22 protein-coding genes and 7 pseudogenes are annotated in these 26,851 nt (G+C 41.7%); 21 read left to right on the top strand and 8 right to left on the bottom strand.

The features are described 5' to 3' along the window. The first annotated feature begins 400 nt into the window (after positions 1-400). Both KNP82_RS07030 and KNP82_RS07025 read left to right on the top strand, forming a co-directional pair. Complete coding sequence (locus tag KNP82_RS07030) at positions 401-784, top strand: hypothetical protein (protein WP_029595509.1); 384 nt, start codon at positions 401-403, stop codon at positions 782-784. Between the two features lie 195 nt (positions 785-979). After that, positions 980-1,108 (top strand): annotated as a pseudogene (locus tag KNP82_RS07025) (ATP-binding protein); the annotation flags it as partial. Between the two features lie 378 nt (positions 1,109-1,486). Here KNP82_RS07025 and KNP82_RS07020 read toward each other — a convergent pair. From KNP82_RS07020 to KNP82_RS07010, 3 genes are all read right to left on the bottom strand, one after another. Beyond that, a complete protein-coding gene (locus KNP82_RS07020) occupies positions 1,487-1,879 on the bottom strand; it encodes a FixH family protein (RefSeq protein WP_029336184.1) in 393 nt (130 codons plus the stop codon). Between the two features lie 770 nt (positions 1,880-2,649). After that, positions 2,650-3,987: a murein hydrolase activator EnvC family protein gene (locus KNP82_RS07015; RefSeq protein WP_029336183.1), complete on the bottom strand. Its 1,338-nt coding sequence runs from the start codon at positions 3,985-3,987 to the stop codon at positions 2,650-2,652. Between the two features lie 307 nt (positions 3,988-4,294). Then, on the bottom strand, positions 4,295-5,836 hold the full coding sequence (locus tag KNP82_RS07010; protein ID WP_081828362.1) for an N-acetylmuramoyl-L-alanine amidase: 1,542 nt from the start codon (positions 5,834-5,836) through the stop codon (positions 4,295-4,297). A gap of 384 nt (positions 5,837-6,220) precedes the next feature. On the opposite strand from KNP82_RS07010, the gene KNP82_RS07005 reads away from it, so the two are divergent. The 7 genes and pseudogenes from KNP82_RS07005 (at position 6,221) to KNP82_RS06975 (ending at position 12,254) form a co-directional block, all read left to right on the top strand. Beyond that, on the top strand, positions 6,221-6,895 hold the full coding sequence (locus KNP82_RS07005) for a thioredoxin domain-containing protein (protein ID WP_029595508.1): 675 nt from the start codon (positions 6,221-6,223) through the stop codon (positions 6,893-6,895). After that, a complete protein-coding gene (locus KNP82_RS07000) occupies positions 6,892-7,311 on the top strand; it encodes a disulfide oxidoreductase (protein WP_029336179.1) in 420 nt (139 codons plus the stop codon). Before KNP82_RS07005 ends, KNP82_RS07000 begins: the two co-directional genes overlap by 4 nt. Before the next feature lie 420 nt (positions 7,312-7,731). Beyond that, on the top strand, positions 7,732-8,070 hold the full coding sequence (locus tag KNP82_RS06995) for an ArsR/SmtB family transcription factor (protein ID WP_029336177.1): 339 nt from the start codon (positions 7,732-7,734) through the stop codon (positions 8,068-8,070). A 23-nt stretch (positions 8,071-8,093) separates the two neighbouring features. Continuing rightward, positions 8,094-9,035 carry a cation diffusion facilitator family transporter gene (locus KNP82_RS06990; protein WP_029336176.1) on the top strand — a complete coding sequence of 314 codons (942 nt, stop codon included), beginning with the start codon at positions 8,094-8,096 and terminating at the stop codon, positions 9,033-9,035. A 124-nt stretch (positions 9,036-9,159) separates the two neighbouring features. Continuing rightward, the gene (locus KNP82_RS06985; protein ID WP_029336175.1) at positions 9,160-9,975 is read left to right on the top strand and encodes a ZIP family metal transporter; all 816 of its coding nucleotides are present in this window, start codon (positions 9,160-9,162) and stop codon (positions 9,973-9,975) included. A gap of 321 nt (positions 9,976-10,296) precedes the next feature. Next, positions 10,297-11,190 (top strand): annotated as a pseudogene (locus KNP82_RS06980) (arsenic resistance protein). A 212-nt stretch (positions 11,191-11,402) separates the two neighbouring features. After that, entirely contained in the window at positions 11,403-12,254 is an 852-nt protein-coding gene (locus KNP82_RS06975) for a cation diffusion facilitator family transporter (RefSeq protein WP_029336174.1), read from the top strand. 497 nt (positions 12,255-12,751) lie between these two features. On the opposite strand, the pseudogene KNP82_RS06970 reads toward KNP82_RS06975, so the two are convergent. Further along, positions 12,752-13,876, bottom strand: a pseudogene (locus KNP82_RS06970) (heavy metal translocating P-type ATPase); the annotation flags it as partial. Between KNP82_RS06970 and KNP82_RS06965 the strand changes: the two are divergent. From KNP82_RS06965 to KNP82_RS06955, 3 genes and pseudogenes are all read left to right on the top strand, one after another. Then, a pseudogene (locus tag KNP82_RS06965) lies at positions 13,868-14,664 on the top strand (IS3 family transposase); the annotation flags it as partial. The pseudogenes KNP82_RS06970 and KNP82_RS06965 overlap by 9 nt on opposite strands. 59 nt (positions 14,665-14,723) lie before the next feature. Continuing rightward, a pseudogene (locus KNP82_RS06960) lies at positions 14,724-15,110 on the top strand (DUF6036 family nucleotidyltransferase); the annotation flags it as partial. 188 nt (positions 15,111-15,298) lie between these two features. Next, positions 15,299-15,493, top strand: a complete 195-nt coding sequence (locus tag KNP82_RS06955; RefSeq protein ID WP_214827483.1) for a hypothetical protein — start codon at positions 15,299-15,301, stop codon at positions 15,491-15,493. A gap of 188 nt (positions 15,494-15,681) precedes the next feature. Here the strand turns inward: KNP82_RS06955 and KNP82_RS06950 are convergent, their stop codons facing one another. Further along, a complete protein-coding gene (locus tag KNP82_RS06950; RefSeq protein ID WP_214827480.1) occupies positions 15,682-16,428 on the bottom strand; it encodes a hypothetical protein in 747 nt (248 codons plus the stop codon). 282 nt (positions 16,429-16,710) lie between these two features. Here KNP82_RS06950 and KNP82_RS15675 point away from each other — a divergent pair, with 282 nt between their 5' ends. From KNP82_RS15675 to KNP82_RS06910, 8 genes are all read left to right on the top strand, one after another. Next, positions 16,711-17,085 carry a thioredoxin family protein gene (locus KNP82_RS15675; protein ID WP_353049056.1) on the top strand — a complete coding sequence of 125 codons (375 nt, stop codon included), beginning with the start codon at positions 16,711-16,713 and terminating at the stop codon, positions 17,083-17,085. A 112-nt stretch (positions 17,086-17,197) separates the two neighbouring features. After that, positions 17,198-17,656: a CopY/TcrY family copper transport repressor gene (locus tag KNP82_RS06940; protein WP_029336169.1), complete on the top strand. Its 459-nt coding sequence runs from the start codon at positions 17,198-17,200 to the stop codon at positions 17,654-17,656. Positions 17,657-17,701: 45 nt separating this feature from the next. Continuing rightward, positions 17,702-17,917, top strand: coding sequence for a heavy-metal-associated domain-containing protein (locus KNP82_RS06935; RefSeq protein ID WP_029336168.1), 216 nt, complete (start codon positions 17,702-17,704; stop codon positions 17,915-17,917). A gap of 18 nt (positions 17,918-17,935) precedes the next feature. Beyond that, entirely contained in the window at positions 17,936-20,395 is a 2,460-nt protein-coding gene (locus KNP82_RS06930) for a heavy metal translocating P-type ATPase (protein ID WP_131472992.1), read from the top strand. 14 nt (positions 20,396-20,409) lie between these two features. Further along, the gene (locus KNP82_RS06925) at positions 20,410-20,685 is read left to right on the top strand and encodes a glutaredoxin family protein (protein WP_214827478.1); all 276 of its coding nucleotides are present in this window, start codon (positions 20,410-20,412) and stop codon (positions 20,683-20,685) included. Positions 20,686-20,827: 142 nt separating this feature from the next. After that, positions 20,828-21,070, top strand: a complete 243-nt coding sequence (locus KNP82_RS06920; protein ID WP_051627724.1) for a heavy-metal-associated domain-containing protein — start codon at positions 20,828-20,830, stop codon at positions 21,068-21,070. Positions 21,071-21,120: 50 nt separating this feature from the next. Beyond that, a complete protein-coding gene (locus KNP82_RS06915) occupies positions 21,121-21,798 on the top strand; it encodes a hypothetical protein (RefSeq protein ID WP_353049055.1) in 678 nt (225 codons plus the stop codon). A 79-nt stretch (positions 21,799-21,877) separates the two neighbouring features. After that, a complete protein-coding gene (locus KNP82_RS06910; RefSeq protein ID WP_029336162.1) occupies positions 21,878-23,299 on the top strand; it encodes an MATE family efflux transporter in 1,422 nt (473 codons plus the stop codon). 227 nt (positions 23,300-23,526) lie between these two features. Here the strand turns inward: KNP82_RS06910 and KNP82_RS06905 are convergent. Together KNP82_RS06905 and KNP82_RS06900 are read right to left on the bottom strand one after the other, a co-directional pair. Next, positions 23,527-24,381 (bottom strand): annotated as a pseudogene (locus KNP82_RS06905) (PRD domain-containing protein). Positions 24,382-24,400: 19 nt separating this feature from the next. Continuing rightward, positions 24,401-25,441: a glycoside hydrolase family 1 protein gene (locus KNP82_RS06900; protein ID WP_084593013.1), complete on the bottom strand. Its 1,041-nt coding sequence runs from the start codon at positions 25,439-25,441 to the stop codon at positions 24,401-24,403. On the opposite strand from KNP82_RS06900, the pseudogene KNP82_RS15670 reads away from it, so the two are divergent. Continuing rightward, positions 25,415-26,026: pseudogene (locus KNP82_RS15670) on the top strand (IS3 family transposase). The gene KNP82_RS06900 and the pseudogene KNP82_RS15670 sit on opposite strands and share 27 nt — an antisense overlap. Positions 26,027-26,089: 63 nt before the next feature. On the opposite strand, the gene KNP82_RS06885 reads toward KNP82_RS15670, so the two are convergent. Then, a complete protein-coding gene (locus tag KNP82_RS06885) occupies positions 26,090-26,809 on the bottom strand; it encodes a peptidoglycan DD-metalloendopeptidase family protein (RefSeq protein ID WP_029336161.1) in 720 nt (239 codons plus the stop codon). Positions 26,810-26,851: the final 42 nt, after the last annotated feature.

Genomic DNA, 26,851 nt, shown 5'->3' with positions numbered 1-26,851 from the left:
TGGCAAGTCCTTTTTCTTTTCTAAAATAGGAGTGCAGAGTTGTGTACGTTTCCGTTGCACACTTCTGCACTCCTATTTTGCATTACACACTTCGACGCCTTCCTGACCGGCTCCAAGAAGATTTTGACGACTTAAAACTTGTGAGCATGGATCTTCTTTGTGATGTGAAGGAAGGAGAACGCTTGACCCACCTCACCGTCTTTTTCAATACCAATATGATTCGACGGAATCGTCGTACATAAGAACAAAAATATTTGTATACATGTATACATGTAGATTTGTATACGCGTATACATGTATACATTTTTTAAAGTCGTCATTTCTGTAGTTTCATGAACAAGGACTGAACTGGCTCTGGACGGGGAATCGTTCTATAGCGAAGCGGAAGGGGGGAGACGTGATGGATGAGGGGCTGCTTGATGACTATGCGTTCGCTGGATTGGATCCGTTCGTCCGGACGGTGTTCTCGGAACTGATGGAACATCCCGAATGGATGCGTGTCGTCGACAGGGAACATTGCGTCGAGAAGGTCGTCCGGTTCGATGACGGACGGAACTCGCCTTACTTCCGGGTGCTGATCTATCTGGATGCAGAAGAGCGTCCGATCAAGAAAGTGTATCTATACGGGACATGGGTGGTGGCGGATGGAGAAGTCAGCTTCGTCGTCTCAGAGCTATCCAAGGGTGTATTCGAATATGAAGTGATGCATGTCCATTGGCTCATCAAGTATCGGTTCGAGGATTGGGGCGTGTCTGAAGACGGGGCATGGGAGAAGGAATGGTGATCCGGGCTCATGCGTGAGCGTCTAACGCCAGGAGGCGAAGTCGCTCATCGCACCGCTGCCCCCCTGACGGCCCGATAACAAGAGCTGCTGGCTCACCGCCGCATCTCTATGTTCCTGGCCCTTTCTAACGGGAGGCACGGAGCGTAAGGGCAACGTCAAAAGCAAGAGCGTGGGCGCGTCTAACGCCACGCGGAGTGGCATTCGAATCTAGGACAGGCCCAAATCGCGGACGCAATTCTCGACAGGATCGTACACGACTCCTATAAAATCCTGGTCGATGGCGAAACCTCAATGAGGGAACACCACGGGCTAGGGATAAGCTAAGATCTTGGCCATCGATGAGTCGATGGCCTTTTTCTTCATATTGACTCGCTCAGTCGTCCGCACTAGTGGCTCTCTGTATCCGCAATACTCAGCAGGACAAAAAACGCATCCTTCGAGTTTTTGAGGATGCGTTTGAGCAATGTGACTCTATTTGACTCGCGTTTATATTCCTACATATAAGCATACAACTGATGGTAGTTTCCAAGGTGGAGCGACGGAATGGACGTATCAGACATTGGAGCGGAAAGGATATATCATAAAATTGGTATTTTTCGAGCATATATCACAAGGTTGATGTTGTCGCGCGATTCAATAAAAACGAGTTTTTTCATCATGGATTAGCTCGTCTATATTATTAATTGTAATAATTAAAATTTATTATTTTACTAATATTTCGTTTTTGGGCATAGAATGATAGCTTCTTGCTGTCGTATGTGAATATATAAAGTATTTACCGGGCTCTTCAAAAATATAAGAAATTACATACAGTCCGTCTTGTTGATAATTGGCTTCAATTTTTTCGTGTTGGCTTTCCTCTTGGCCTTCTTTCCATATCTCGAATTCAACTTTATCCGCATCGTCTACTTTCTCGTTTCCTTGAGAAACAGTTGCTATAAGTTCAATAACTTCGTTTGCTTTTACTATTTCAGGATCTGTTTTAAATTGTACATCAATTAATTCTGGAATCACTTCAGGTCCATTATTGCTTACTGTACTTCCACAACCAGATAATACTAACAAAACAATCAACAGTGAAAAAAACCTTGCCATCTTTTTTCTCTCCTTTAAACGATTTAATATTAACATACACGAAAATGTGATGTATTGATTATTACATTAAAAGTGACCTGATCATGCAATCTTATTAGCTATCGAGCATAGACCCCATGTCACTTTTAAGGTTCAAGACTTTATAGAGCGTCGTATGCTCGATTGGTTTACTTTTCTATATAAAAAATAAAGAAATGTACATTTTATATATTAAGTTCAATTTTATATATTAAGTTCAAAAGATATTAATTGAACTTAATCCAAAAAGTTGGATCATGAAATAGATCATCTGGTGACTTCGACAACCTAGGTTTGAATTTGGACCTTCATATCCGTAAATTTATCATCGACCGTTAGACACGGCCTTAGTAACCTAAGGTTCGTCTCGACGTATATTGCCAGTTGAAGGTCATCAAAGGAGAGAAGAGTCTGTACTTCAAGATTGAATCGATTAAAGATTGTCTACCCATCCATATCGTTTTTAATATCTACATAGTGAATGTGTATGTCGCACCTGAGATTGTATTCCCCAGGCACTCGTAGGGGGGTGGGGGCACGAACGAAAGCTCATCCTAACTTTCTGAAGTTTTTCTTGCGAGTCAGTTAGCGTTTGGTCACCGAGACTTTAAAAGCTTTCGGACATAAAAATCGCCCCATAAAAATTAGATTATCAGGTCCAACTTTTACGGGGCATCTAATATTCTGTGGTCTAAATATTAAGTGATTTACTGAAGTAATTATATAGTGTTAAACAATTTCGCCTCTGAAATTCAGAAAAATTGGGATGGGTTGACTGTATTCCCTGCACTTGTAGCTGAGTACGAATAGTTTCCTCGATGGACTTCAAAGTGTAAATGAGAACCGGTCGAATTTCCGGTACTCCCCATCGCACCGATGTTCTGTCCTCGGGTCACACGTTGTCCGGCGGAAACGGACAATGAGCTCATGTGAGCATAAAGGGTAGTCCAAACTTGACCGCCTATGACATGCGTAATGATGACATGATTTCCATAAGGTCCACCCCAGCCTGCTCGAGTTACAGTTCCTGTTTGAGCAGCCATAATAGGAGTTCCTACTGGTCCAGCTGTATCTAGTGCATTATGGAAGCTGTAGCCATTGGCCCCGCCTGCTGGACCCCATCCTTGGGTTACGATACCTGAGGTTGGACGTTGAAAAACTCCGCCACTTGTTGGAGAAGCGAGTGAATCCGTAGTCTTTGAAGTGTTTACCACTTTCTCAGAGTTTGGTGATTTTTCGAGAGAGGCTTTATTCTCGCTGATTTCATTTTTTTCGGCACTTTTTGCTTCTGCAGCTTTACGCGCAGCCTCTTTGGTACGAATTTTAGCTTGTTCTTCAAGCCTTTGGGCTTCAATCTCTGCTTGAATTGATTTTTCTTGTTCTTGAAGCGTCGATTCCATTTGTTGCAAGCTTACCAATTTAGATGTGAACTGGATTTTTTCGGCCTCTAATTTTTTTATTTGAGCAGCCCGCACTTTAATTTTGCCGTTCAATTTTTTCTGACTATTCTCTAGCTCTTCTTTTTGACTAATAAGCTTATCTTTTTCAGTGTCCAATTCAGCTTTAGCAATTTGAAGCTTATTTTTTGTTGATTGATATTCTTTGAAAAGTTCTTGATCATTTTCTTGAATCGTCCCTGCGGTGATCATGCGTGAAACCAGATCACCAAAGTCTTTTGAACCAAAAATAAATTCAGCCCAGTTTATAGAAGAACCACCGTTTTTTTGCATCGTGACCATGCGTTCTTCCATCAATGTCTTTTGAGAGCTCATTTTTTTCTGGAATTCTTTAATTTGAGTTTGAATCTGAGCAATTTTCTTTTGGGTTGTCCGAATTTCAGCCTTCTTCTGGGTGACCTCATTGATAATATCCTGTAACTCGGATTCCAAGTCATTCAGTTTCTGTTCTTCGAGTGTGATATCTTGTTCACGCTGCTGAATTGACGTATTAGCTTTACGTTGCTCTGTAGAATTTTGCGCTTGCTTCTGCTGGATATTTTTTTGTTTTTCAGTCAAGTTTAAAGCGTAAGAAGGGGATGCGCTTTGAACTAACATAACACCAAGTAAAGTTGAAGCTATAATTTTTTTCATGGTAAACAATGTTGTTGCCTCCGTAACTTATCTCTATTATAAAAAATGCGTTGCTGGATAAAAGTATTCGTATCATGATTAAAACTCGAACCGGAATCATTGTATCAATATTACTTCACCATCTATATTTCTATTTCTTTTCATTTCTATGTCAGTTGTTCTTTTGAGTTTATTGTCATTCGAGTATATCAAGAGAAATACTTATAATGCCATTTTGATGAGGAAATGAATGATGACCACTGAATTTAGGACATTTTGTCTCAAATTCAGTGGTCAAATCGTTTGTTAGTATTTGTTTGGTGTTTATTTAGTAGTAACTCTTCATAAATTTATCAATTCCTTTGGCGGTTGCTTTGATCATGTTACTTCCCGACATATAGGAGCGATCTACTGAGTTAGCAATAAAGCCATATTCGATGAGAGTAGAAGGTACCGTGTTTCTTCCTACCACATAGACATCTTGTCGCTTAACGCCTCGATTTTTAAAATCTGGAACGTTCATGGCGATTTCTTGATTAATTACTTCACCTAATCTGCGGCTAGCGTTCGCATATGGATTTGTGGTGTACGCGCTAGAAGTAGGGACGAGTGCTTCATGACCTGTAGCGAAAGAAGGTGAAGAATTAATGTGGACGCTTATGAAAGCGTCAGCATCAAGCCTTTCTGATAGATTGGTCCGCTCAACAAGTGACAAGTATCTATCATTTGAGCGCGTTAGTTTCACTTCATAAAGCTCATAGTTTTTCTTTAGTTCGTCGGCCACACGATTAGCAATGTTTAGGGTGAGTACTTTTTCTTGAACTGTACCGTTTGAAGTCACTGCACCAGCATCTCCCCCACCGTGTCCAGCGTCAATTAAAATCACGTGTTTGTTAGCTGGAATCACCGGTGATTTTATAGGAGTTTTTCCGGTAAATGGTTGCACAAAACCAGATGATACGTAACCGACTTGATTGTTATATCGCACCTTGTACCAACTGGCGCTTTTCGATATGACAGAAATCGAAGTGCCTGAGGGAATTGTTGTCAAAATAGATCCGTAACGACTCGCTTGGTTACGTAAATTAAGATTTTCGATAGTAATATATGTTGGATAAGTGGATAAAGAATCCCCCGGTGCCACTTGCACTATATAATGTCGAGCAGGTGTGAATCCTGTAATACCGTTATACATAACTTTTAACCAAGAACCCGTTGTGCCCGATTTTCCTAGTACAGTCACTTCAGTAGATGCTGGAATCGTAATAAGGACCTTTGAGTTCACTAAAGACATGCTTGAGCGAATCTCGGTCGTTTGCTTACTTCGTGACTTCATAGCCGAGGGCGATATGGTTACATACTGACTTGCCACATAGCCTTGAGTCCCATTGTATGATACTTTATACCAAGGGCCTGAGGCAGCATGGTACATTAGTGGGCTGGACTTTGGGATAGTCATTAAAACGGGTGATTTGACAGATGGGCCCTTACGCAGATTTAGTGAAGTTTTAGTTTTATATATTGTGTTTATTGAACTGACTGAATTTTTAGGTATAGGTTTTGGCGTCACGTACTTCGTTGAGACATAACCGATTTTTGAATTAAATGAAACTTTAAACCAGGATTTATCTTCTCCATATACACCTATCTTCTTAATGGTTTTTCCTTTTGGAATCGTCAAAAGGACTTTGCTTTTTGAAGAGAACGAGGAACGCAAATTCAAATTTTCAGTTGTTATGAATAGAGATTCCTCTGCATGTACGACGTTTAGGACGTTAACACTAGTTAAAAGCTTAAAGGGATAGAAAAAAGAAGTTAATAAAGCCAAGGAAATTACTAAGCTTATTCGAAATTTATGTTTAGACTTCATAATAGACTCCTCATATGTAGTTTTTTTGGTTGTAAAGACCCATGAATGGTTTTTTACTATCTGTATGGTACTTATCCTTTAAATATTAGTCATTCTATGCAACGATTATTGGCTTTCGTCTATCTACAGTTAAAAGTTTTCTTGCCCTGTTTTAAAATGCACTATTATTAAGGGGAATAGACGTATTTTAAGAAATAAATTGGCCCTCCTTTCATCTGCATAAAAGTTTAGTTGCATGAATGTGTTAGAATGTAACTTGTTTGACTCATAGATTTCGTTTTTAGAAGTCCATGGATTCAATGTTGAAAAACTAAGGATACTCTAGTATTTTTAGCTATAATTCTGATAAAAGAAATAACGAATTTATAAAAGAGGTGAATTGTTTTGAAAACTAATCAACTATTGACTATTTTTACATCCGTATTAGTAATTGCAGTCTTAGCTTTTTTATTTTTAAATGATCAAAGTTCCGAAAAATCAAAGACTAAAATTGTTCAAGATGAAAAGATATCAGTTAATAATCAACCTACAATAGGTAAAAAGGAAGCGCCGATATCAATTGTAGAATTCGGAGACTATAAATGCCCTTCGTGTAAAGAGTGGGGTGAAACAATCTATCCTCAACTTGTAAAAGATTACATTGAAAGTGGGAAAGCTTCCTTTAGTTACATTAATGTTTTGTTTCACGGAGATGAGTCCACTTTAGCTGCCCTTGCATCAGAATCTGTTTACAAAAATCACCCAGAATCATTTTGGCAATTTCACAAAGCTATTTATGAAGCTCAACCTGACGTGCAAATACACGATAATCCATGGGTTACGGTGGAGAAAATGGAAGAGATTGCGACGAAGACTGTCCCTTCTCTAGATTTAAATAAATTTAGAGAAGACCTATCAAGTCGTTCTTCTAGATTAGAATCAGTTAAAATGGATGCGGCGCTCGTAGAAAAATACAATGTTACACTGACCCCGACGATTGCAGTTAATGGGGTCATCCTTGAAAATCCATTCGACTATACCTCTATAAAAAAACAAATTGAAAAGGAGCTAACCCAATGAGCGCTTCAGTAATAAACCGATATGGACTGTACCTCGCCTGGGTTGTTTCAATTACTGCAGTACTTGGAAGTCTATATTTTAGCGAAATTCGTGGTTTTATACCTTGTGAACTCTGTTGGATTCAACGTATCTTTATGTACCCAATAGCTTTGATTCTTGCAATTGCAGTTTTCAGAGAAGATAGCTCAATCAAATTTTATGTTCTCCCTTTATCAATAATCGGATTCTGTATCTCTTTTTACCACTATCTTGTACAAAAGGTGCCCGGCTTTTCGGAAGTCAGACCATGTGAACAAGGAGTTTCCTGTAATGCACAGTACATTGACTGGATGGGTTTTATCACAATTCCGTTTTTAGCGTTGACCGCCTTTTTTCTGATTACAGTCATTCTTGGACGAATCAGTACCAAACAGTAGTTTTTGATTTGGATTTGAAAAATGAAGAACTAATTGTATCAAATTGGTATGCTTACTAAAAAACAGCTTTGATTTAGAAAAACATGAAAAGCTTTTTGAAGTTGGAAAATAGATTAGACAATACCCAGTAAATAATTCAATTGACGTTTTCTTAAAACGTTAGTGTACTATATTGATTTTTTGAAAAAGCGTGACTACCTATCGAGTATGAGATCTAACTAGCTCTCTAATAGGTAGTTTTTGTATGGCTAAAAATAAGAAATAATCGCAAAACCAGAGAAAGTATCTCAAATCTTCAAGTATGTAGAGCTGATAGAATAAATGTTTTTTAAATTAAGTGTTGACGGCACAGCAAAAGTCTAATAAGTTATATATGAACATATGAACATGTATAGTTATCATGAGCGGAGGTACTGACTTATGGATGAACCGATTGAAGATACTACAGAAAATGAAATAGAAATAGGGGCGCAGATTGACGATGAGACTCTATTTATTGTATCTCAGACGTTCAAGGCACTTAGTGACCCGACAAGAATTAAAATATTAACCCTGCTATGCACAAAGGAACATTCGGTCAACGGAATAGCTGATCTTCTTAACTTAAGTCAATCAAACGTGTCTCATCAGCTACGTTTTTTAAAAAATCTTCGACTTGTCAAGTTTAGAAGAGAAGGAACTACTCTATTTTATTCAGAAGATGATCACCATGTCATGAACTTACTAAGACAGGCGATTGAGCATGCGAAACACCACTAAATATAGTAAGGAGAGTTAATCTTATGGCACATAATCATGCACATGATCATTCTCATACCTCTAACAAAAAGATTTTGATCATTTCATTCTTTATTATTTCGGCATACATGGTTGTAGAGGCGATTGGAGGGTACCTTACAAATAGCTTAGCACTTTTAGCGGACGCAGGTCACATGCTTAGTGATGCGGCTTCGCTCGCTATTGCATTACTTGCCTTTAAATTAGGTGAACAAATAGCGAACAATCGTAAAACGTTCGGATATAGACGCTTCGAGATTCTAGCAGCTGTTTTAAACGGGGTCACACTCATACTGATTTCCATATATATCTTTTATGAGGCCATCAATCGATTTATTCAACCACCTGAGGTCGCATCCGTAGGAATGTTAATTGTTAGCAGTATTGGCCTTGCTATAAACCTTCTTGTTGGATGGATTATGTTAAGAGGTGCAGACGTAGAACATAATTTGAATATGCGAGGTGCTTATCTACATGTTGTAAGCGATACGTTGGGTTCAGTCGGTGCAATACTGGCAGCGCTTCTTATCATGGCATTTGGATGGAACTGGGCAGATCCGCTCGCAGGAATCATTGTAGCGGGACTTGTTTTACGAAGTGGTTATTTCGTGACGAAATCCGGATTGAACGTATTAATGGAAGGTGCACCACAAAACGTTGATGTCGAAAAGGTTCTTCAAGTCATTCACAACAAGGAGGGGGTACGGAGTATACACGACTTTCATCTTTGGAGTATCACAAGTGGAATGAATGCACTCTCATGTCATGTTGTCGTTGATGGTAATTTACAAATCTATGACAGTGAGAATCTACTTCAAGAAATTGAACACGATTTAGCACATCTGAACGTTCAACACTCTACGATTCAATTCGAAACTCTTTCTCATCCTCACAGCGATGAATTGCTTTGCAAACTGAAGGTAGGGGAAGTAGTACATCAACATTAAAAAAATCACCTGTTGAGTAGGATTGACAATCAAGAGGAGGAGACAGCAATGCTGATTTTGGATAATAGTTACTTAATTTTGAGCATGTATAGAAACTCGATTTTTGGCAACGGAGTTTTGATAGATGATTGAATATATTTCTTCGTTAGAACCCCTTACTCAAGCATTGCTGGGTACTTTATTCACTTGGGGGATGACGGCGCTTGGTGCCGCGTTAGTGTTTATGACAAAATCAATGAATCAAAAGCTAATGGATGGGATGCTCGGTTTTGCTGGAGGAGTAATGATTGCCGCTAGTTTTTGGTCATTACTCTCACCTGCAATTGAGATGGCGGAACAAGATTCTCTTCCGGCGTGGTTACCAGCTGCAATCGGTTTCTTACTTGGAGGATTCTTTTTATCAGGTGTTGATAAAGTGATTCCACATCTGCATCCCACTTCACCGATGGATGAGGCTGAGGGTATAAACCCTAAGAAGAGAAAGCGGAGCACGTTACTGGTGTTAGCAATAACATTGCATAATATTCCAGAGGGACTTGCCATAGGCGTTGCATTTGGAGCAGTTGCAGCAGGATTCCCTTCATCATCAATCACGGGAGCTATCGCGCTGGCAATCGGAATCGGCATACAAAATTTCCCTGAGGGTGCTGCTGTGTCAATGCCATTGAGACGAGATGGATTATCTCGTCGTAAAAGTTTTTTCTATGGCCAGTTATCTGGTATGGTTGAACCGTTCGCGGCGTTGGTAGGAGTAGTAGCAGTACTCATAATGGAGCCTTTACTTCCGTTTGCGCTAAGCTTTGCTGCAGGAGCAATGATTTTTGTTGTAGTGGAGGAGGTAGTCCCAGGATCTCAAGAAAATGGAAACAAGGACTTGGCTTCTGTTTGTTTAATGTTTGGCTTTACAATCATGATGATTTTAGATGTGGCTTTAGGCTAAAATAATTATTTTTTTAATGGTTATCACTTTATTTTTTGACTGATATATATTCAAGATACTAACTATATTCGGAAGTGTAAATAATGAGCCTTAATTATATTTACTTTCAGTCGGTATTTTTACTGTTGGATAAATAAAAATACTAGAAGAAAAAATATAAAACCTCTTGCCCTGGCAATTAAAATCGTGGAGTTATCTATTTCATTCTGAAATTTCCTGAAAATTTTGGGGGTGATTTTGATAGAGAAGGAAAGCAAATTCGGAATTCAAGTGCTAGAGAAGGTGGAAGCCCACCAAGTCAGTATATACATCATTTTTTTGATGTTGGCAGTAATCTTTGGTCTATTGAATACAGAAGCTGTATATCTCGATATTTTTATTTCTCCCCTTTTAGGAGTTTTGATGTATGGGATGTTCGTTCAAATTCCGTTTCTGAAATCGAATGGATCTGCTACAAACATGAGGTTTGTGGTAGCTCTTTTATTAGGAAATTTTGTTGCCGTTCCTTTAATAGTTTAGGTTTTGGTTATCATATTTCTTCAAGATTCATCACTAATGCTGGGGGTGTATTTGGTGTTGTTAACACCGTGCATCGACTATGTGATTGTTTTTACAAAGATGGGAAAGGGAAACGAATCAATATTGTTAAAAGTAACACCGATTCTTTTAATTTTACAGACGATACTCTTACCCATATATTTATTCGTATTATTAGGAGAAAAGGCTATTAGTATCGTTAGGATGGGTCCATTTCTAGATGCATTTCTATTTTTGATTTTTATACCGCTTCTATTAGCGATAATGACACAATTGTGTTCTAAAAAGAGTTCTTTAGGTAATCGTATCATGAAAATGCCGCCATGGATTCCCGTTCCATTTATGTCTTTTGTACTTTTTGTGGTAGTTGCCTCTCAAATTAGGGAAGTGTATAGTGACCTCGGGACATTAATAGATGTAATACCAGTTTATATTTTATTTCTACTTATCATACCATGGGTGTCAAAGTCCCTTGGTAAGTTGTTCAAACTAGATATTGCTTCAAGAAGAGCAATTACATTTAGTATGGGAACAAGGAATTCACTTGTAGTTCTTCCATTAGCATCTATATTACCAGAGCCCCTATCAACACAAGTAGCTGTAGTGATCATTTTACAGACCGTTACCGAATTGTTCGGAGAAGTCTTATATATAAAATTAGTGCCTAAATGGTTCTAACAAATTAGATACATGTATTTAATTTCGCTTTCAAAAATTACGTCCTTCGATTGTTTATTAAAATATTAAGAACTGCGCTTAAGTTCTCAAGTATGCGTTGTTTACAATCAATAGGCAAAGAAATTTATTATATTGCAGAACGCTAGAGACCAGTATTATTCTAACAACTAACCTTTTTAAGGATGGACTACCAAGTGAGGAGAGATCGAACAATGGCGAGTACTGATAAGGCATCAAAAAATATCAAACTAGCATTTATAATTAATCTTGTTTTCTCGATTGGTGAATTTATCGGGGGATTTTTGATTAATAGTGTTGCAATCATGTCGGACGCCATTCACGATTTAGGTGATGCTCTTGCATTGGGCCTGTCCTGGTTCTTACAAAAATTTTCGAACAAAAAACCCGATCATAACTTCACTTTTGGATATAATCGTTTTTCCCTTTTAGGAGCATTAATAAATGCGACAATATTAATAATTGGATCTGTATATATTTTTACTCAAGCAATTCCTCTACTGTTTGAACCGGAGCATTCTAATGCACAAGGAATGATTTGGTTTGCAATTTTTGGTGTGCTTTTAAATGGTTTTGCGGCATTCCGTCTACACAAAGGAAAATCAGTAAATGAGGGAGTACTATCTTGGCACCTTTTAGAAGATGTTTTAGGTTGGATTGCCGTTCTTGTAGTAGGGATAGTTTTACTCTTCAAGGATATACATATACTTGACCCCATCCTATCAATTGCTATTGCGTTGTTTATATTAGTGAATGTGTTTCGTAATTTAGTTAAAACAATGAAAATACTTTTAGGTGCTGTCCCTGATGGTATTGACATCGATGAGGTGAAGCAAAAGATTGAAGGTATTGAAGAAGTGATTTCTGTTCAAAACCTATATGTCTGGTCAATTGATGGCGAAGATAACGCCATGAATTTACACTTAATAGTAGAAGAGATGAATCTAAAGGATTCAACTATTGTTAAACAAAAAGTCAAAGAAGTGACTTCAAAACTAGATATTAAACATTCTACAATAGAGTTAGAATCAAAAAAACACAACTAAAGAAATAAGTCATCCTTGCACCAAATCCACACTGAGGTTCGACATATGAGTAAAAATTCTATACTTCATACCGTCTGATACCAATAAATACTTTTCTACGTGCAAGGAAACTGAATATCGAATGAGGGTATATTTAGAAACCCCCTCATTCGTTTTTTTTTTGAACACTATCGAAATTTCGTCTCTTAAAATAGGATGTATTCGAATGAATGAATGATTCCAAAACGAACGTTCAAATATTTAGATTTAATTGTCATAGTTTAGTAGACCTATCGACCGGATTTTCTTTCCATACTTCGGAGAATATTCCGGTCAATGAATAAGGTTCGGCCTCGATTAAAACTGTCTGATGATAAAAAAGCTGATAATGAAACCTAAAAAGATGACTCGGGAACAATACCGAAGTCATCTTAAAGCCGTCTTAAAAAACAGAGATCATTTATTTTTATCATACCCAGTACAAATTCGAGGATATAAAAATGAATATTTTTGTTTTTTTATTCTTTGACATTCATCAGTCTTAAACTGTTCAGTGCTACCAGAAGAGTTGCCCCCATATCGGACATAATAGCTATCCATAGGGTGAGCCAGCCCGGGATGACCAAGAGTAATGCAATCGCTTTGATACTGATAGCGAACGCGATGTTCACTTTGATAATATTTAGGGATTTTCGGCTCAATTTTATCGTAAACGGTAGTTTGCTCAAATCGTCGCCCATCAGGGCGACATCTGCTGTTTCCAAAGCGGTATCCGTTCCAGCACCACCCATGGCAATTCCAACAGTAGAGGCAGCGAGTGCCGGAGCGTCATTTACGCCGTCCCCGACCATCGCGACATTGTCGTACTCAGCTCGCAAGCGTTTAATGACATTTAATTTATCCTCTGGCATCAATTCTGCCTGGATTTCGTTGACGCCAACTTGCTGGCCGATAGCTTTGCCTGTCCCTTTGTTGTCACCCGTCAGCATAATTGTCTTTTTAATACCCATATCATGTAGTTTCCGGATGATTTCTTTGCTGGATTCCCGGACTTCGTCGGCTACGGCGATAACCGCCAATATGCTTTGTTTCGTTCCGATAATCATCGAAGTCTTACCTTGCTGTTGCAGAGCCGTTACGGTTTGGTCCAGATTATTATCAATACTTTCAACACCTAGCTCGTTAAAGAGAAGCGGGCTTCCGATAAAGTAGGTGGTGCCGTCTATCGTTCCTTTAATGCCTTTTCCTGTGATGGAAGAGAAGTCCTCAACTCTGATAGAGGTGTAAGGTATGTTTTCCTCGTCCGCTTTTTTCATGATGGCAGAGGCCAACGGATGCTGAGAACGATATTCCAATGCCGTCACGATAGAAAGCAGTTCTCTCTCGTTTACCTGCTTGTTCGTGATTTTAAAGTCTGTGACGACAGGTACACCTTTGGTCAGGGTACCGGTTTTGTCAAATGCAATAGCTTTCAGCGCGCCCATTTCTTCCAGGTATACGCCGCCTTTAATCAAGACCCCTTTTTTGGCAGCATTACCGATGGCGGAAACAATCGAAATCGGCGTCGAAGTGACTAAGGCACACGGGCAACCCACTATTAGAACCGCCAATCCTTGATAGACCCAGGTTTCCCAGCTGGCATCTCACGTGCGGCCTATTACAAATGGTTGAATCGCACCATACCGGTGCGTCAAGAAGAGAACGAGAAGCTTCTGGAGGACATCCGTCTACTCTATGACCAGGCGAACGGCACATACGGGTACCGTCGGATCACGATGACGATCAACCGGTTGCGCCGACAACAAGGACTGTCCCCGTTCAATGAAAAGCGAGTCTATCGCTTGATGCATATCCATGGGATCCAATCGGTCATCCGCCGGAAGCGGAAGAAGCATAAGAAGTCAACGCCGCAGCACGTGGCCGAGAATCTGATGAACCGAGAGTTCAGCGCGTCCCGACCGGACGAGAAATGGTGCACCGACGTCACCGAGTTTAAATATGGTGCCGGGAAAAAGGCATACCTGAGCGCAATCATCGACCTGTACGACGGCTCGATCGTCGCCTATCGCATCGGAAAGTCCAACAACAACGTTCTCGTCTTCCAGACGATGATGCCAGCCATCACGGGGCTCCGCACAGGAGCGCGTCCGATGATCCATAGCGCCAATATACCTCGAGAGGGTTCAAACGCATGGTGGAAGACGCGGGACTGACCCACAGCATGTCCCGGGTCGGACGTTGCATCGACAACGCCCCGATCGAGAGCTTTTGGGGTACCCTGAAAGTCGAGATGTACTACCTGCGTGAGTTTCAGGCCTATAGCGAACTCACATCGGCCATCGAGACCTACATATCGTTCTACAACCATGACCGTTTCCAGAAACGGCTAAACGGCTTGAGCCCTGTCGAATACAGGTCTCAAGCCGCCTAGTTCGGTTTTCATTATTTGCCCTGTCTACTTGACGGGGGGCAGTTCAGTATCGTCCGACGCGAGATATTGATATTCGCGTGACGGAGGGCGTCGTGACACCTGAATTGAAAGAGGCGCTTCATGAATATGAAATTGAAATTGTCGAAGGGGTGATTCAGTTCCCACCCCGTGAAGACTTTAAGGAAAATGAATTCCGGCATAAGATTGAAGGGCTGTTCGAGGCGATTGATGTGTATATCCCCGACATTGAACTTTTAGCATGTACCAAGATTTTCTCCTCTCGCCAAAAGGATCTAGAGGATCTCGAAAAAACGAATCTATTGGCACTTTGCGATAAAGATAAACTTCTCGACCTTGTAGAGGAATACAAAGCAAACATGACGTGGGACGATCCATTTTGTAACGTGCATGACTTGAGTCGAATTTTTCAGGAAAAGGGTATATAATAAATCAAAAGAAGAGTAGAGGAGGGTGACCGATGTCAGACAGTAATCATGTACTTCTGCAAAGCGAGCTAGCGGATGAACTGAATCGTATGCAGGCAGGCGGGACAAGCTATCGCTTAGAGACGGCTCAATTGGCCCTGGCATTAAGTCGTCATGTATCGGTCCCTGAATCGCTACGTGACTGAGAAATGGCTCGCCAGTATGTTCGATCTTCACTGCATGATTTACAGGACGACCGGGCAGAGGATGTGGCAAAAATGCTTAGTATGGCAGCACGGCGTGCCTACAACACTCCTGAAAATACGTTCTCGGTAGATATGAAAGTGAAATTAGAAGAAAAGCGTAATCGATTCAAGGTGCGTGGATTGCAGGTGAAATCTTAATTGGACCAAGCGGAGTCATTCTTTATACTCTCATGAGGTTATGATTCTACGTGTGAATGAAGCATCTTTGGTCAAGTCATTGAACATGTATCAGACGATTTCTTCAAACCGTTAAATACTTTGTTTGTAATAAACATAAGGGTACTAGATTCAGTCACTGGTTGACTCAACCTAGTACCCTTTTCGTATCATTGTTTATTTTGTTGGGTGCTCCGCTCACGCAGGACCGCGAGCTCGACCTGTTCCTGTAACCGGTTCTCGAATGTCTCTTTCTCTCGACGGAGGAGCTGGACTTCTAAGTGCAGTTTCTGGTTCTCTTCTTCAAGCTGGTCAAGACGGCGTGTACGAGCTTTTAAGTCGTCGACAGCGTCCATAAGACTTTGATTTTGCCGATAGAGCTGGCTACGTTCATCTTCTAGCTTTTTCATGTCTCCTTCTAGATGAAAAACTGTTTTTTTCTGCTCTTTTAGTTCTTCTTTGTTAGACACACGTTCTGTTTCCAATGCGTCTTCAACGATTCTCTTTTCAGCGATTAGTTGGTTGATTTGATCTTGTAATTGAGTGAGTGCAATTTCATGTGACGACACCTTTCGCTCATACTCCTCTTGGAGTCGTTCAGCTTCTGCAATTACGCTTTGTTCAAGGTCATGAATGGTATTTTTATATCGCGCGTTGATTCGCTCATGTTCTTTTTGTTGCGTTTCTAGTCGAGTGGCTCGTTCATTGAACAGGGCAAGCACTTGATTCAGTGCTGCTTCGAGTGATTCGTTCTCCTTGACGACTAAGGGGTCCGGTGACTGTTTATCGGCCAATGATATTAATTGCTCGAATAATTGGTTGGTTGATATTTGACATTGCTCCATTAAACGCTGAATATGTTCTTTCACTTCTTGTGACACGCGGAATGACGTCACCTTGGTCTCGTTTGATTCCAATTCTAATCCCTCATTTGGTTATTATTTTGTATACAGCATATGTAGTTCCTATATTTAAATCATTTAAATACAAGTTGTTATAAAAAAAATCACTCATAAACTGGCACTTTGTGGTGTAGGAAGGTATACATTTCGACGTCGAAATGTATACCTTCCTACACTTTTTACTTATGAGAATGTCTCAATAGTAAGCTAGTAGTCGAATCATCTATTTAATCCTAGCGACTAAGCAACAAAACGCTTAAGACAATTCCTACTTTGTTTTATTACATCATATAAGAGATGACAGTAGTTAACAATTTAAAGCTGTATGAGTTCAAAATAAATACGACCCAACTAAGTACGAATCGAATTAGTGTTTTGAGAGAAACAATAAGCTTAAAGAAACATACAAAATGGACACGAATATATAGATTGACAAATAACGTTTACATTCGTGAACTCAAATCGATTACAAATGTAAACGAAAAGAGAGGAGAAAAAATGCTTTCGAAATTTCAATTATCTGATTTGCAAATGGTTAATCACTCTACGCAGCCTGTAGTCTTAAAGTTCACCGCCGATTGGTGCCCGGGATGCCGTCAGCTCGCACTACTATTTGAAAGCGTTGCTGAAGGATATCCAGATGCGTTTTCTAGACAAGAATATAGCCAATGAAGACTGAATAGCGAACCCAAAAACATAATGGTTGACAGTCGACGTTTACGATTGTAAACTGAAAACAAATAAAACGTTTACGATTGTAAACTTAAAATTGGAGGTTAGACAAATGGCTGAACATGTCGAAAAACAAATCACGGATTCAGAATGGGAAGTCATGCGTGTCGTTTGGGCCCAAAAGCACGTGACCAGTAAAGAAATCATCGAGGTATTGGAAAAGAAGATGAGCTGGAAGCCTGCGACGACGAAGACATTCATTGGAAGGCTCGTGAAAAAAGGGATGCTCTCAACCGAGGCCGAGGGGAAGAAATTCATCTACTCCGCGAACGTCGTTGAAGGTGACGTCATCAGAGAGACGTTACACGATCTACTCGATCATATCTGTGACAGGGATGTCGGTAACACAATCGGAACGATGATCACACAGGCGACACTGAGTGTACAGGATATCGAGAATCTCAAAAAAATCCTTGAGATGAAGGAAAGTGAAGCGGTGGAGGACATTCCATGCACCTGTACCCCGGGTCAATGCAGATGTCAGGACCATTCCTGTGGATCCAGACATTGAGTTTGAAATGATGTCATGAAGGTAGTGAATAGGAGGAGATTCAAGATGAAAAAAACGATTTTAACGATTAAAGGTATGTCATGCGCTCATTGTGTCAACAAAGTCGAGTCAGCACTTGAAGGTCTGAATGGGGTTGAAAGTGCGAAAGTCAACTTAAAGAAAGGCATTGCAAAAGTGAAGTACGATGAAACACGACTAGATGTGAATGAATTTAAAGAAGTTGTGGGCGAGGTCGGTTACGAAGTCGAATCAGCCCAATAATAATGGAGGTAAGACGATATGGAGAGTAAGACATTTGCCGTGGAAGGGATGACCTGTGCGTCCTGCGTTCAGACAGTTGAAAAAGCAACAAAAAAATTGCCTGGCGTAGTGACCTCCAACGTCAACCTAGCGACTGGGAAATTGAGCATTCATTACGATGAGACGAAAATCTCGCCGCTGGATATTCAGACGACCGTCGAGAAGGCTGGCTACAAGGCCTCAACCGAGACCGAGCAAAGATCATTTGTCATCACAGGGATGACTTGTGCCTCGTGTGTGCAGACGATTGAGAAGGCCACGAGGAAAATGGTGGGTGTGACTGAGTCGAATGTGAACTTGGCGACAGAAAAATTAGTTATTCGATATGATCCTCAGCTGGTGACTGTATCAGATGTCATCCGAGTGGTGGCAAACGCCGGATATGAGGCAAGAGAAGATCAAGAATCAGCGGATAGTCAAGATACCGAGAAAGAAAAGAAACTGAAAAAAATTCAATCGATGTGGAACCGATTTGTAGGGTCGGCGATTTTCACGATTCCATTACTCTATGTGGCGATGGGGCATATGATCGGCCTACCCCTACCGATGGCATTGCATCCAACGATGAACCCAGAATTGTTCGCTGTCTTGCAGCTCATGATGACCATCCCAGTGATGTTATTCGGATGGAAATTCTTCTCCGTCGGATTTAAGACATTGTTCCGAGGGCATCCGAATATGTATTCACTTGTCGCCCTAGGGACGAGCGCAGCCTTCTTCTATAGCGTCGGTGCCACCATGGCTATCCTCTCAGGTTATGAGGGATACGTGAATAGCCTCTACTATGAGACAGCCGCAGTCATTCTCACGCTGATCACATTAGGTAAATATCTTGAAGTCCGGTCGATGGGTAAAACATCCGAAGCGATTGAAAAATTGATGGGACTGGCACCTAAGACGGCAAAGGTCGTCCGCAACGGACAAGAGTTAGAAGTATCAATCGACGAAGTCATCGTCGGCGACACGATTATCGTAAAGCCTGGTGAGAAGATTCCGGTGGATGGCGTGGTTCTATCAGGTAATACGTCTGTAGACGAATCCATGCTGACCGGTGAAAGTATCCCTGTTGAAAAAAATGTGGGTGCTCAAGTCATCGGTGCCAGCATCAACAAGAACGGGATCATCCAATACCGAGCCACGAAAGTCGGTAAGGATACGGCGCTATCTCAAATCATCAAATTGGTCGAGGATGCACAGGGCTCTCGAGCTCCTATCGCAAAACTGGCCGATATCATCTCCGGATACTTTGTACCGATTGTCATCGTCGTCGCGATCCTTTCAGGAATTGCATGGTATTTAGGCGGTCAGACCGGCCTCTTCGCCTTGACGATCACGATTTCAGTACTGGTCATCGCCTGCCCTTGTGCACTAGGTTTGGCCACACCAACAGCAATCATGGTGGGTACGGGCAAAGGTGCTGAGAATGGTGTGTTGATCAAGAGTGGCGGCGCCTTGGAGACGACCCATAAAGTCCAGACGATCGTGTTCGACAAGACAGGGACGATCACTGAAGGAAAACCGAAAGTGACAGATATCGTGACAGTGAATGGACATCAAGAAGATGAGTTGTTACGCTTGACCGCTTCCGCTGAAAAAGGGTCTGAACATCCATTGGGCGAAGCAATCGTAAGAGCGGCAGAGGACAGAATGATGCGTGTCATGGATATCGATCGTTTTGAAGCCATCCCAGGGCACGGGATCGAAGTACTGATCGACGGAAAAGTCTTGCTTGCCGGAAACAGAAAATTGATGAAAGACCGCGGCATCTCACTGGATGTCCTTGAAGGCGCTTCAGACAAACTCGCACACCAAGGCAAGACGCCGATGTATATCGCGATTGACCAACAAATCGCAGGGATCATCGCTGTCGCAGACACCGTCAAAGAAAACAGTCGTAAAGCCATTCAGAAACTTCAACGAATGGGTATCGAAGTAGCCATGATCACCGGAGACAACAAAGGTACGGCCATGGCGATTGCGAGACAGGTCGGGATCGATCGGGTACTGAGTGAAGTGTTACCTGAAGATAAAGCGAACGAAGTGAAGAAGTTACAGGCCGAAGGGAAGAAGGTCGCAATGGTCGGTGATGGAATCAATGACGCACCAGCCTTGGCCCAAGCAGACATCGGAATCGCGATCGGTTCGGGTACTGACGTTGCGATCGAATCTGCAGACATCGTCTTGATGCGAAGCGATTTGATGGATGTACCTACAGCTGTCGAATTGAGCAAGTCAACCATCCGCAACATCAAACAGAACCTGTTTTGGGCATTTGCCTATAATGTCATGGGTATCCCGTTTGCGATGGGGATTGTTTATCTACTCGGCGGGCCCTTGTTGAACCCGATACTTGCCGGAGCGGCCATGAGTTTAAGCTCAGTCTCGGTCCTGGTGAACGCACTCCGTTTAAAACGATTCAAGCCTTCGATGATCAAATAAAAGGAGGGAGTGGGATGGATACAGCCCTACAGCTCGAGCTTTACACGCGTCCGACGTGTTCAGATTGTCAGGATGCCAAAAAATACTTAAAAACAATCTCAGTCTCTTATGTGAACAAAGATGTGGGTGTGAACCTTGACCTTGAACAAGAAATGGTAGCGATATCAGGGAATCGAATCGTACCACTGTTTGTCTTCTACAAAAAAGGGATGCTCAGAAAAAGAAGAGTAGTGAAGTACTTTGTTGGCTTCGAGAACAACAAAGAAGAGATTCTAACATTGCTACGATAAGCAACGATAGCTCACTCTCAGAACCTGTTGAAAGCGTGTCGCGCAATGAGGGACACGAACATAAGGTGGCGAGGGTGTAAAAAAATCGATACTTTTACACCCTACCCATGTATGGTAATTAAATAATCAGGAGGAACATATAATGAAAAAATCAACATTTCAGGTAGCGGGTATGTCTTGTGGATCTTGTATCAATAAGATTGAAGGACACGTTGGAAAGTTAGCGGGTATTGAATCAGTGAAGGTCAATCTTTCGGCGGGAGAGGTGGACGTGACGTTCGATGAAAGCCAACTCACACTTTCTGAGATTGAAACCGCAATTCAAGAGACTGGCTACGAGGTAACGGAGGCGACCGTTAAAATCGGTTGTTCTTGCTGCAAGTAATGGAGGTCGAGTGACGGTGCGATCAAGGACTACTCAAAGGAGTGTTAAACGTGAAAGACCATGGACATCATCATATGAAGAACTTGACGGGAAATGAAGTGTCTGTAGAAGCCAAATATGAATTCGGGAAAATCAGTATCGAGTTAAAGGATCAACATCAGCAAGCCCCGGAACTCGAAGTCAGCCATGAAAAGGAATTCCATTTGATTCTCGTGAACGAAGACCTAACTGAGTACCGACACCTCCATCCGTTTAAAAAGGGTGAGGGTCGATTCGAGCAACCCGTCCAACTTGAGGCAGGGGCGTATAAACTCTTTGTGGATATTCAGCCTAAGGGACTGGCATATCAAGTGAAGCCGGTTCACTTACAGATTGATCATCAGTCCTCTTCCTCTATCGAATCGTCACTTAAAGTGAATGAGCGTCTGACGAAGACGATCGAAGGTCATACCGTCGAGCTGTCGATTGACTCTTTAAAAGCGCATGTCCCGACTGTCTTCAGCTATGACACCAAAGAAAGTAACCCGGAGCCATACCTTGGAGCACTTGGTCATGTCGTCATCTTGGATGAAGCCGGAGAACAGTTTATCCATGTGCATCCTTCTTCTCATGATACGACGGAATTTGAGACGGTCTTCCATAAACCTGGCCTATACAAGGTCTGGGCCGAATTCCAGTTCCATGGGACTGTGCACACCTATCCTTTCGTCATTCGTGTCTCAGATTGACCATGAGCGACCCATGGTTCCTCGTTGGGTCGCTTTCCTGTAATCGTTGTAAGCATAATTTTCGAAGGAGAGGACTCAGATGATAGAAAGTGAGCGGCTGGACACTCATGGTGATCGAAAAACCAAGATGAAATTCATCCTTCTACTCGCGTTACCAGCGGTTGCCGAGAATTTTTTCCAAACGTTGCTCGGATTTGTCGATACGCTGTTCGTCTCAAGAATCGGCCTAGCAGAAGTGTCAGCGGTAGGAGTGACGAATGCCATCCTCGCCATCTACTTAGCTGTCTTTATGGCAATCGGTGTGGCAGTAAACGTTTATGTCGCCAATAACTTAGGCGCAGAACGAATCGAGCGCGCGAGACATATCGCGCAGCAGGCCATCGTCCTATCTGTCGTGGTCGGGGTGACCTTTGGGGTCGTGACGCTATTTTTCGCTGAGCCTCTCCTGCGGTTGATGGGGGTGGAGAATGACGTTTTAGAAGCTGGTAGCACCTACTTCAAAATTGTCGGGATCCCATCGATCGTGATGGCGTTGATGTTTGTGCTCAGTAGTATCTTACGAGGTGCGGGAGATACAAAATCACCGATGAAGGTGAGCATCGTCATCAATGTCGTCAATATTGTGCTCGACTATATGTTGATTTTCGGTTTTTGGATCATCCCCGAACTTGGTCTCGTCGGAGCGGCACTCGCGACCGTCATCGCCCGGCTCGTCGGGACGCTCTTATTGATGAACTATATTCGTAAGACGGAAGTGATCGCCTTCAGGAAAGATTTCTGGAGACCGGATCTCGAACACCAGTTGGAGCTCGTGAACCTTGGAAGCCCGGCGGCTATCGAGCGATTGGTCATGAGAGCCGGACAGATCGTGTATTTCGGATTCATCGTGGTACTCGGGACGAACACCTTCGCCGCGCATCAAATTGCAGGGAATCTAGAGGTGTTCTCTTATATGTTGGCATATGGTTTCGCGACAGCAGCAACCATTCTCGTCGGTCGCAACATCGGAGCGGGAGACCACGAGACCGCCAAAGAATATGCCAGATTGAGCACGTTCATGGCGATGGGCTTCATGTCCTTATTCGGGGTCGTCTTATTCTTCTTCGGAGGATGGGCAGGTTCACTTTTCACCGACGATCCCCAAGTCATCAAAGACATCGATGTCGCATTAAAAATAGCAGCGGTCTTCCAGCCTTTCCTAGCAGTTGTCCTTGTATTGACCGGTGGATTCCAAGGAGCGAACAATACGAAGTTTCCAATGTATCTGACCACGATCGGTATGTGGGTGATCCGGACTGGGGCAGTATATGTATTGGCGATTCAGATGCAGATGGGCATTGCAGGAGTGTGGATCGCCATCGGTCTAGACATCGTCTTTAAGGCGATCGTCCTTTGGATTCAATTCAGCCGAGGGCGTTGGATTGTAGTGGAATCCGAACCGCAGAAGCCCTGTCATCCCAAAACTAAGCATGAAGACGTGCGATGTATAAATAATTATTAACACTTGACTGAAATTGTAGGAAAGAGCAAAGTTGTTCTTTCCTTTTATCTTTTCTGAAAAAGTTATTAAAGGAGCCCGTCACGCCGATCTAAAGAAATCGAATCAGTGGTGAAAAACACACATATGTCATGCGGCCTATAGCTGCTCGATTATAAAAAATGGATATTTTTTTGTTCAGTATAGAAAAAACCTGGTCTTCGTCAAAAAGAACCAGGTAATTAAGAAAGTTATTGTTTATTCAAATCCATATTAGTTGTCAGTCGATGAATATGAACGGCTAGATAAGCTAGTTCCTCATTAGGAATTGTCACACCGTGCAACTGTTTAAGGTAGTCCCGTACTTTGAATGAACCATTCATGGCCTTTGGGTAGATGTTCGCAATCTGTTCAAATAGTTGATCGGATTCTTCATTCAATATTTTTCCAGCATAAAAGCGTTCAGCGAAATATTTCACATGTGTGATGAATCATGAATAATGAATATCTTCTTCATCGGTTTCAATATTGTAAGCATATCGAATAAGGTTCACAATACTCCCAATCATCTTGGCGTAGCGCATGCCATCACGTGTTTCTTCTCTTTCTCCTTGCGCGTTGATAATATGAAAAGCAATATTGGCTGCCTCTTTAATAGGCAGTTCGATTTTAAACCGTTCATTCATGAGATTAACCGCATAACTTCCAATCTTGAATTCCTGTGGATAATAGTTTCGAATTTCCCAAAATACTCGGTTGCTGATAGTAATACCTTTATAATAACGTTTTACCGCAAAGTGAAGGTGGTCTGTCAGTGTTGAAAAGATACCGGCATTGAGCTTTGTAGCCAGCTTTTCCTCAGCATATGCAACGATTTCTCGAGTGATCTCGACGAATTCAGGAGGAATTTCAGTCACCAGTCCTATGAACTCTTTAATACGGACATCGTCAGCGGGTATGAACATTTGGGAGGCTTCAGGTGGAGCGACAACATTTCCGACTTTCTGCCCGAAACCAATTCCTTTTCCAATTAAAATGTACTCAAGCTTTGATTTGTCCTCGACAATCACGACACTTGAATTTAATACTTTTTTGATACGAATCATTCCATACCTCCGTCTTAATTCAAGTCAGATCATCTCCATTTGAAGCTATGACTTTTTTATACCAGTAGAACGAATCTTTTTTAATCCGTTCTAGGGTCCCGTTCCCTTCGTCGTCCAAGTCTACATAGATGAACCCATACCGCTTCTTCATTTCTCCTGTACTGGCTGCAATTAAATCGATTGGTCCCCATGCCATGTAACCGAGTAAAGGCACCCCGTCGATGGAAACTGCTTTTTTCATCTCTTCAATATGATCCCGTAGATAGGCGATACGATAATCGTCATGAACTTTCTTATCTGAGGTGAGTTCATCAACGGCCCCGAGACCGTTTTCAACAATCATAAGTGGCAACTGATATCGATCATATAGATAATTTAAAGAATAGCGCAAGCCTTTCGGATTGATACTCCATCCCCATTCGCTTTGCTCCACATGCTGGTTTTTATAGCCTGTCTTCACGCCATTCAAACCAGAGAATTCGAGAGGCGACTCCTTGACGATAACGTGAGTTAAGTAATAGCTATATGAAATAAAATCAACAGGACCACGATACAATGTATCGGCGTCTCCTTCTTCAAACGGCAAAGAGATATTCTCGCGCTCTAATTCTTTTTTAATGTAGTTCGGATATTTGCCACGACAAAGTACTTCACAGTAGTACTGCATTTTATGCATGAATTCCTCAGTTCGTTGGACGTCATCTGGGTCTGGGGAGTTTGGATATGCGAAGTGGCCATTATACATCATCCCCACTTTGTTCTCTGAATCAATCTCATGGGCAAGTGTCACGGCTTTGGCATTCGCCAACATCTGATGGAATGCACCGATAAACTGTGATTCTTTCGTTGAAGAAGGGATTCCTCCCCCCATCCATGGTTTTGTCGACATGACATTGATTTCATTAAAAGGAATCCAATATCGGACTTTACCTTTATATCGAGTAAACATGGTTTCGCAGTAGTGAAGGAAGAAGTCGACCACATCACGATGAAGCCAGGAGCCATATTTCTGTAATCCTAGTGGAGTCTCGAAATGAAGAGAATCATGAAGAAGCACCATCTCCAGTGTCGGATCAAACCCAAACGAAAATGGAAGTCTCAGGGTGAGAGTATCGTCATCGCCCCTGACCTTCTCAAGCGAGACTTCACTGCCAGTAGACCGAATAAGAAGTGGGTGACGGACATCACCTACATCCAATACGGGGGCACGACGAAGTACCTCTCCACGATCATCGACCTATTCAACAATGAGATTGTTGCCTATAAGCTATAAGATCATCAACAGACGCCCCTCGTCATCGATACGTTAAGGATGGCGTTGGAGAGTCGGAACAATCCCGAAGGGGTTATCATCCATTCAGATCAAGGAAGTGTCTATACATCATATGCCTTTCAAGATTTCGTAAAGAGGAAGTATCTGACGAGCAGCATGTCTCGAAGAGGCAACTGTTGGGATAATGCGGTGATCGAATCGTTTCATTCGAACTTGAAGTCTGAGGTGTTCCAGTACGTCAAGTTCAACTCGTTAAGCGACTATGAAGTGCGTGAGCGGGTGAATAATTACTTAACTTACTACAACGAAGAACGTATCCAAGAAAAATTAGGCTACCTCACACCGATAAAATATGGTGTGGCGGTAGCCTAATCAAGGTATTTTTATTAGTGTCTCATATAGCTAGGTCAGTCTAATCTTTTCTTTTTTTTTAGGTTACAAATAGTTCATTGGGTTGACACTATTCGCTGCAGAATAACTGCTGTATTTATAACTGTTTTTATGAATCTCAAAGTGCAAATGATTTCCGAACGAGTTTCCTGTATTCCCAACTGTTCCAATCTTCATACCTTTAGAGACTGTCTGACCATTTTTTACCGAAAGGCTGTTCATATGAGCATAAACGGTTACGTATTTTTGATTCTGTAGACTATGTGAAATCATAACGTGTTTACCGTATGCACCGCTGTTTTTAGATGTAATGACTTTTCCACTGGCAGAAGCGTAGACGGGTGTGCCTTTTGCTGCAGCTAGATCAACGCCATTATGGAATGTATAACCGTAAGCACCATTAGAGTTTCCGTATCCTTGGGTCAGCCGACCTTCTGTAGGAGAAGCAAAAAGAGAGTTATTATATGATGTTTTTTTGGCAACGTGGCTCTTATATTTTTTTAGGTAAGAACTATAGATATACCGTGTGTTTCCTTTGTAAAGGACTTTTGTCCAAGCTCCTTTTTTTCCTAAATAAGAAAAGGTCTGCCCAGTGTTAGTGATGCCGACAATTTTGTGATTGAGAGAAGGACCAGTCCGAACACGAAGATCGTCTGTCTTCACTTTTACGTTATATGCACTACTTGCTTCGACTTTTGGACTATGCATCGAAAAAGTTGTTGTGAGTAAGACACTAGAAGCGATAAGTATTACCTTGTTTTTCATTAGTTGTACTCCTTTAAAGATAAAGATACAGTGACGAACGAT

This window comes from Exiguobacterium sp. s26 (assembly GCF_018618235.1).
Classification (GTDB): domain Bacteria; phylum Bacillota; class Bacilli; order Exiguobacteriales; family Exiguobacteriaceae; genus Exiguobacterium; species Exiguobacterium chiriqhucha.
The sequence above is the reverse complement of the archived record's forward strand: the minus strand, read 5'-3'. Positions and strand labels throughout refer to the sequence as shown.

Bases quoted from the DNA above. Each gene is read 5' to 3' on its own strand.
- KNP82_RS07030 (WP_029595509.1), top strand. From the start codon at position 401: ATGGATGAGGGGCTGCTTGATGACTATGCGTTCGCTGGATTGGATCCG.
- KNP82_RS07010 (WP_081828362.1), bottom strand. From the start codon at position 5,836: ATGAAGTCTAAACATAAATTTCGAATAAGCTTAGTAATTTCCTTGGCT.
- KNP82_RS06925 (WP_214827478.1), top strand. From the start codon at position 20,410: ATGGATACAGCCCTACAGCTCGAGCTTTACACGCGTCCGACGTGTTCA.
- KNP82_RS06910 (WP_029336162.1), top strand. From the start codon at position 21,878: ATGATAGAAAGTGAGCGGCTGGACACTCATGGTGATCGAAAAACCAAG.
- KNP82_RS06930 (WP_131472992.1), top strand. From the start codon at position 17,936: ATGGAGAGTAAGACATTTGCCGTGGAAGGGATGACCTGTGCGTCCTGC.
- KNP82_RS07000 (WP_029336179.1), top strand. From the start codon at position 6,892: ATGAGCGCTTCAGTAATAAACCGATATGGACTGTACCTCGCCTGGGTT.
- KNP82_RS06940 (WP_029336169.1), top strand. From the start codon at position 17,198: ATGGCTGAACATGTCGAAAAACAAATCACGGATTCAGAATGGGAAGTC.
- KNP82_RS06955 (WP_214827483.1), top strand. From the start codon at position 15,299: ATGGCTCGCCAGTATGTTCGATCTTCACTGCATGATTTACAGGACGAC.
- KNP82_RS06885 (WP_029336161.1), bottom strand. From the start codon at position 26,809: ATGAAAAACAAGGTAATACTTATCGCTTCTAGTGTCTTACTCACAACA.
- KNP82_RS07015 (WP_029336183.1), bottom strand. From the start codon at position 3,987: ATGAAAAAAATTATAGCTTCAACTTTACTTGGTGTTATGTTAGTTCAA.
- KNP82_RS06975 (WP_029336174.1), top strand. From the start codon at position 11,403: ATGGCGAGTACTGATAAGGCATCAAAAAATATCAAACTAGCATTTATA.
- KNP82_RS06935 (WP_029336168.1), top strand. From the start codon at position 17,702: ATGAAAAAAACGATTTTAACGATTAAAGGTATGTCATGCGCTCATTGT.
- KNP82_RS06900 (WP_084593013.1), bottom strand. From the start codon at position 25,441: ATGGTGCTTCTTCATGATTCTCTTCATTTCGAGACTCCACTAGGATTA.
- KNP82_RS06920 (WP_051627724.1), top strand. From the start codon at position 20,828: ATGAAAAAATCAACATTTCAGGTAGCGGGTATGTCTTGTGGATCTTGT.
- KNP82_RS06990 (WP_029336176.1), top strand. From the start codon at position 8,094: ATGGCACATAATCATGCACATGATCATTCTCATACCTCTAACAAAAAG.
- KNP82_RS07020 (WP_029336184.1), bottom strand. From the start codon at position 1,879: ATGGCAAGGTTTTTTTCACTGTTGATTGTTTTGTTAGTATTATCTGGT.
- KNP82_RS06985 (WP_029336175.1), top strand. From the start codon at position 9,160: ATGATTGAATATATTTCTTCGTTAGAACCCCTTACTCAAGCATTGCTG.
- KNP82_RS06995 (WP_029336177.1), top strand. From the start codon at position 7,732: ATGGATGAACCGATTGAAGATACTACAGAAAATGAAATAGAAATAGGG.
- KNP82_RS15675 (WP_353049056.1), top strand. From the start codon at position 16,711: ATGACAGTAGTTAACAATTTAAAGCTGTATGAGTTCAAAATAAATACG.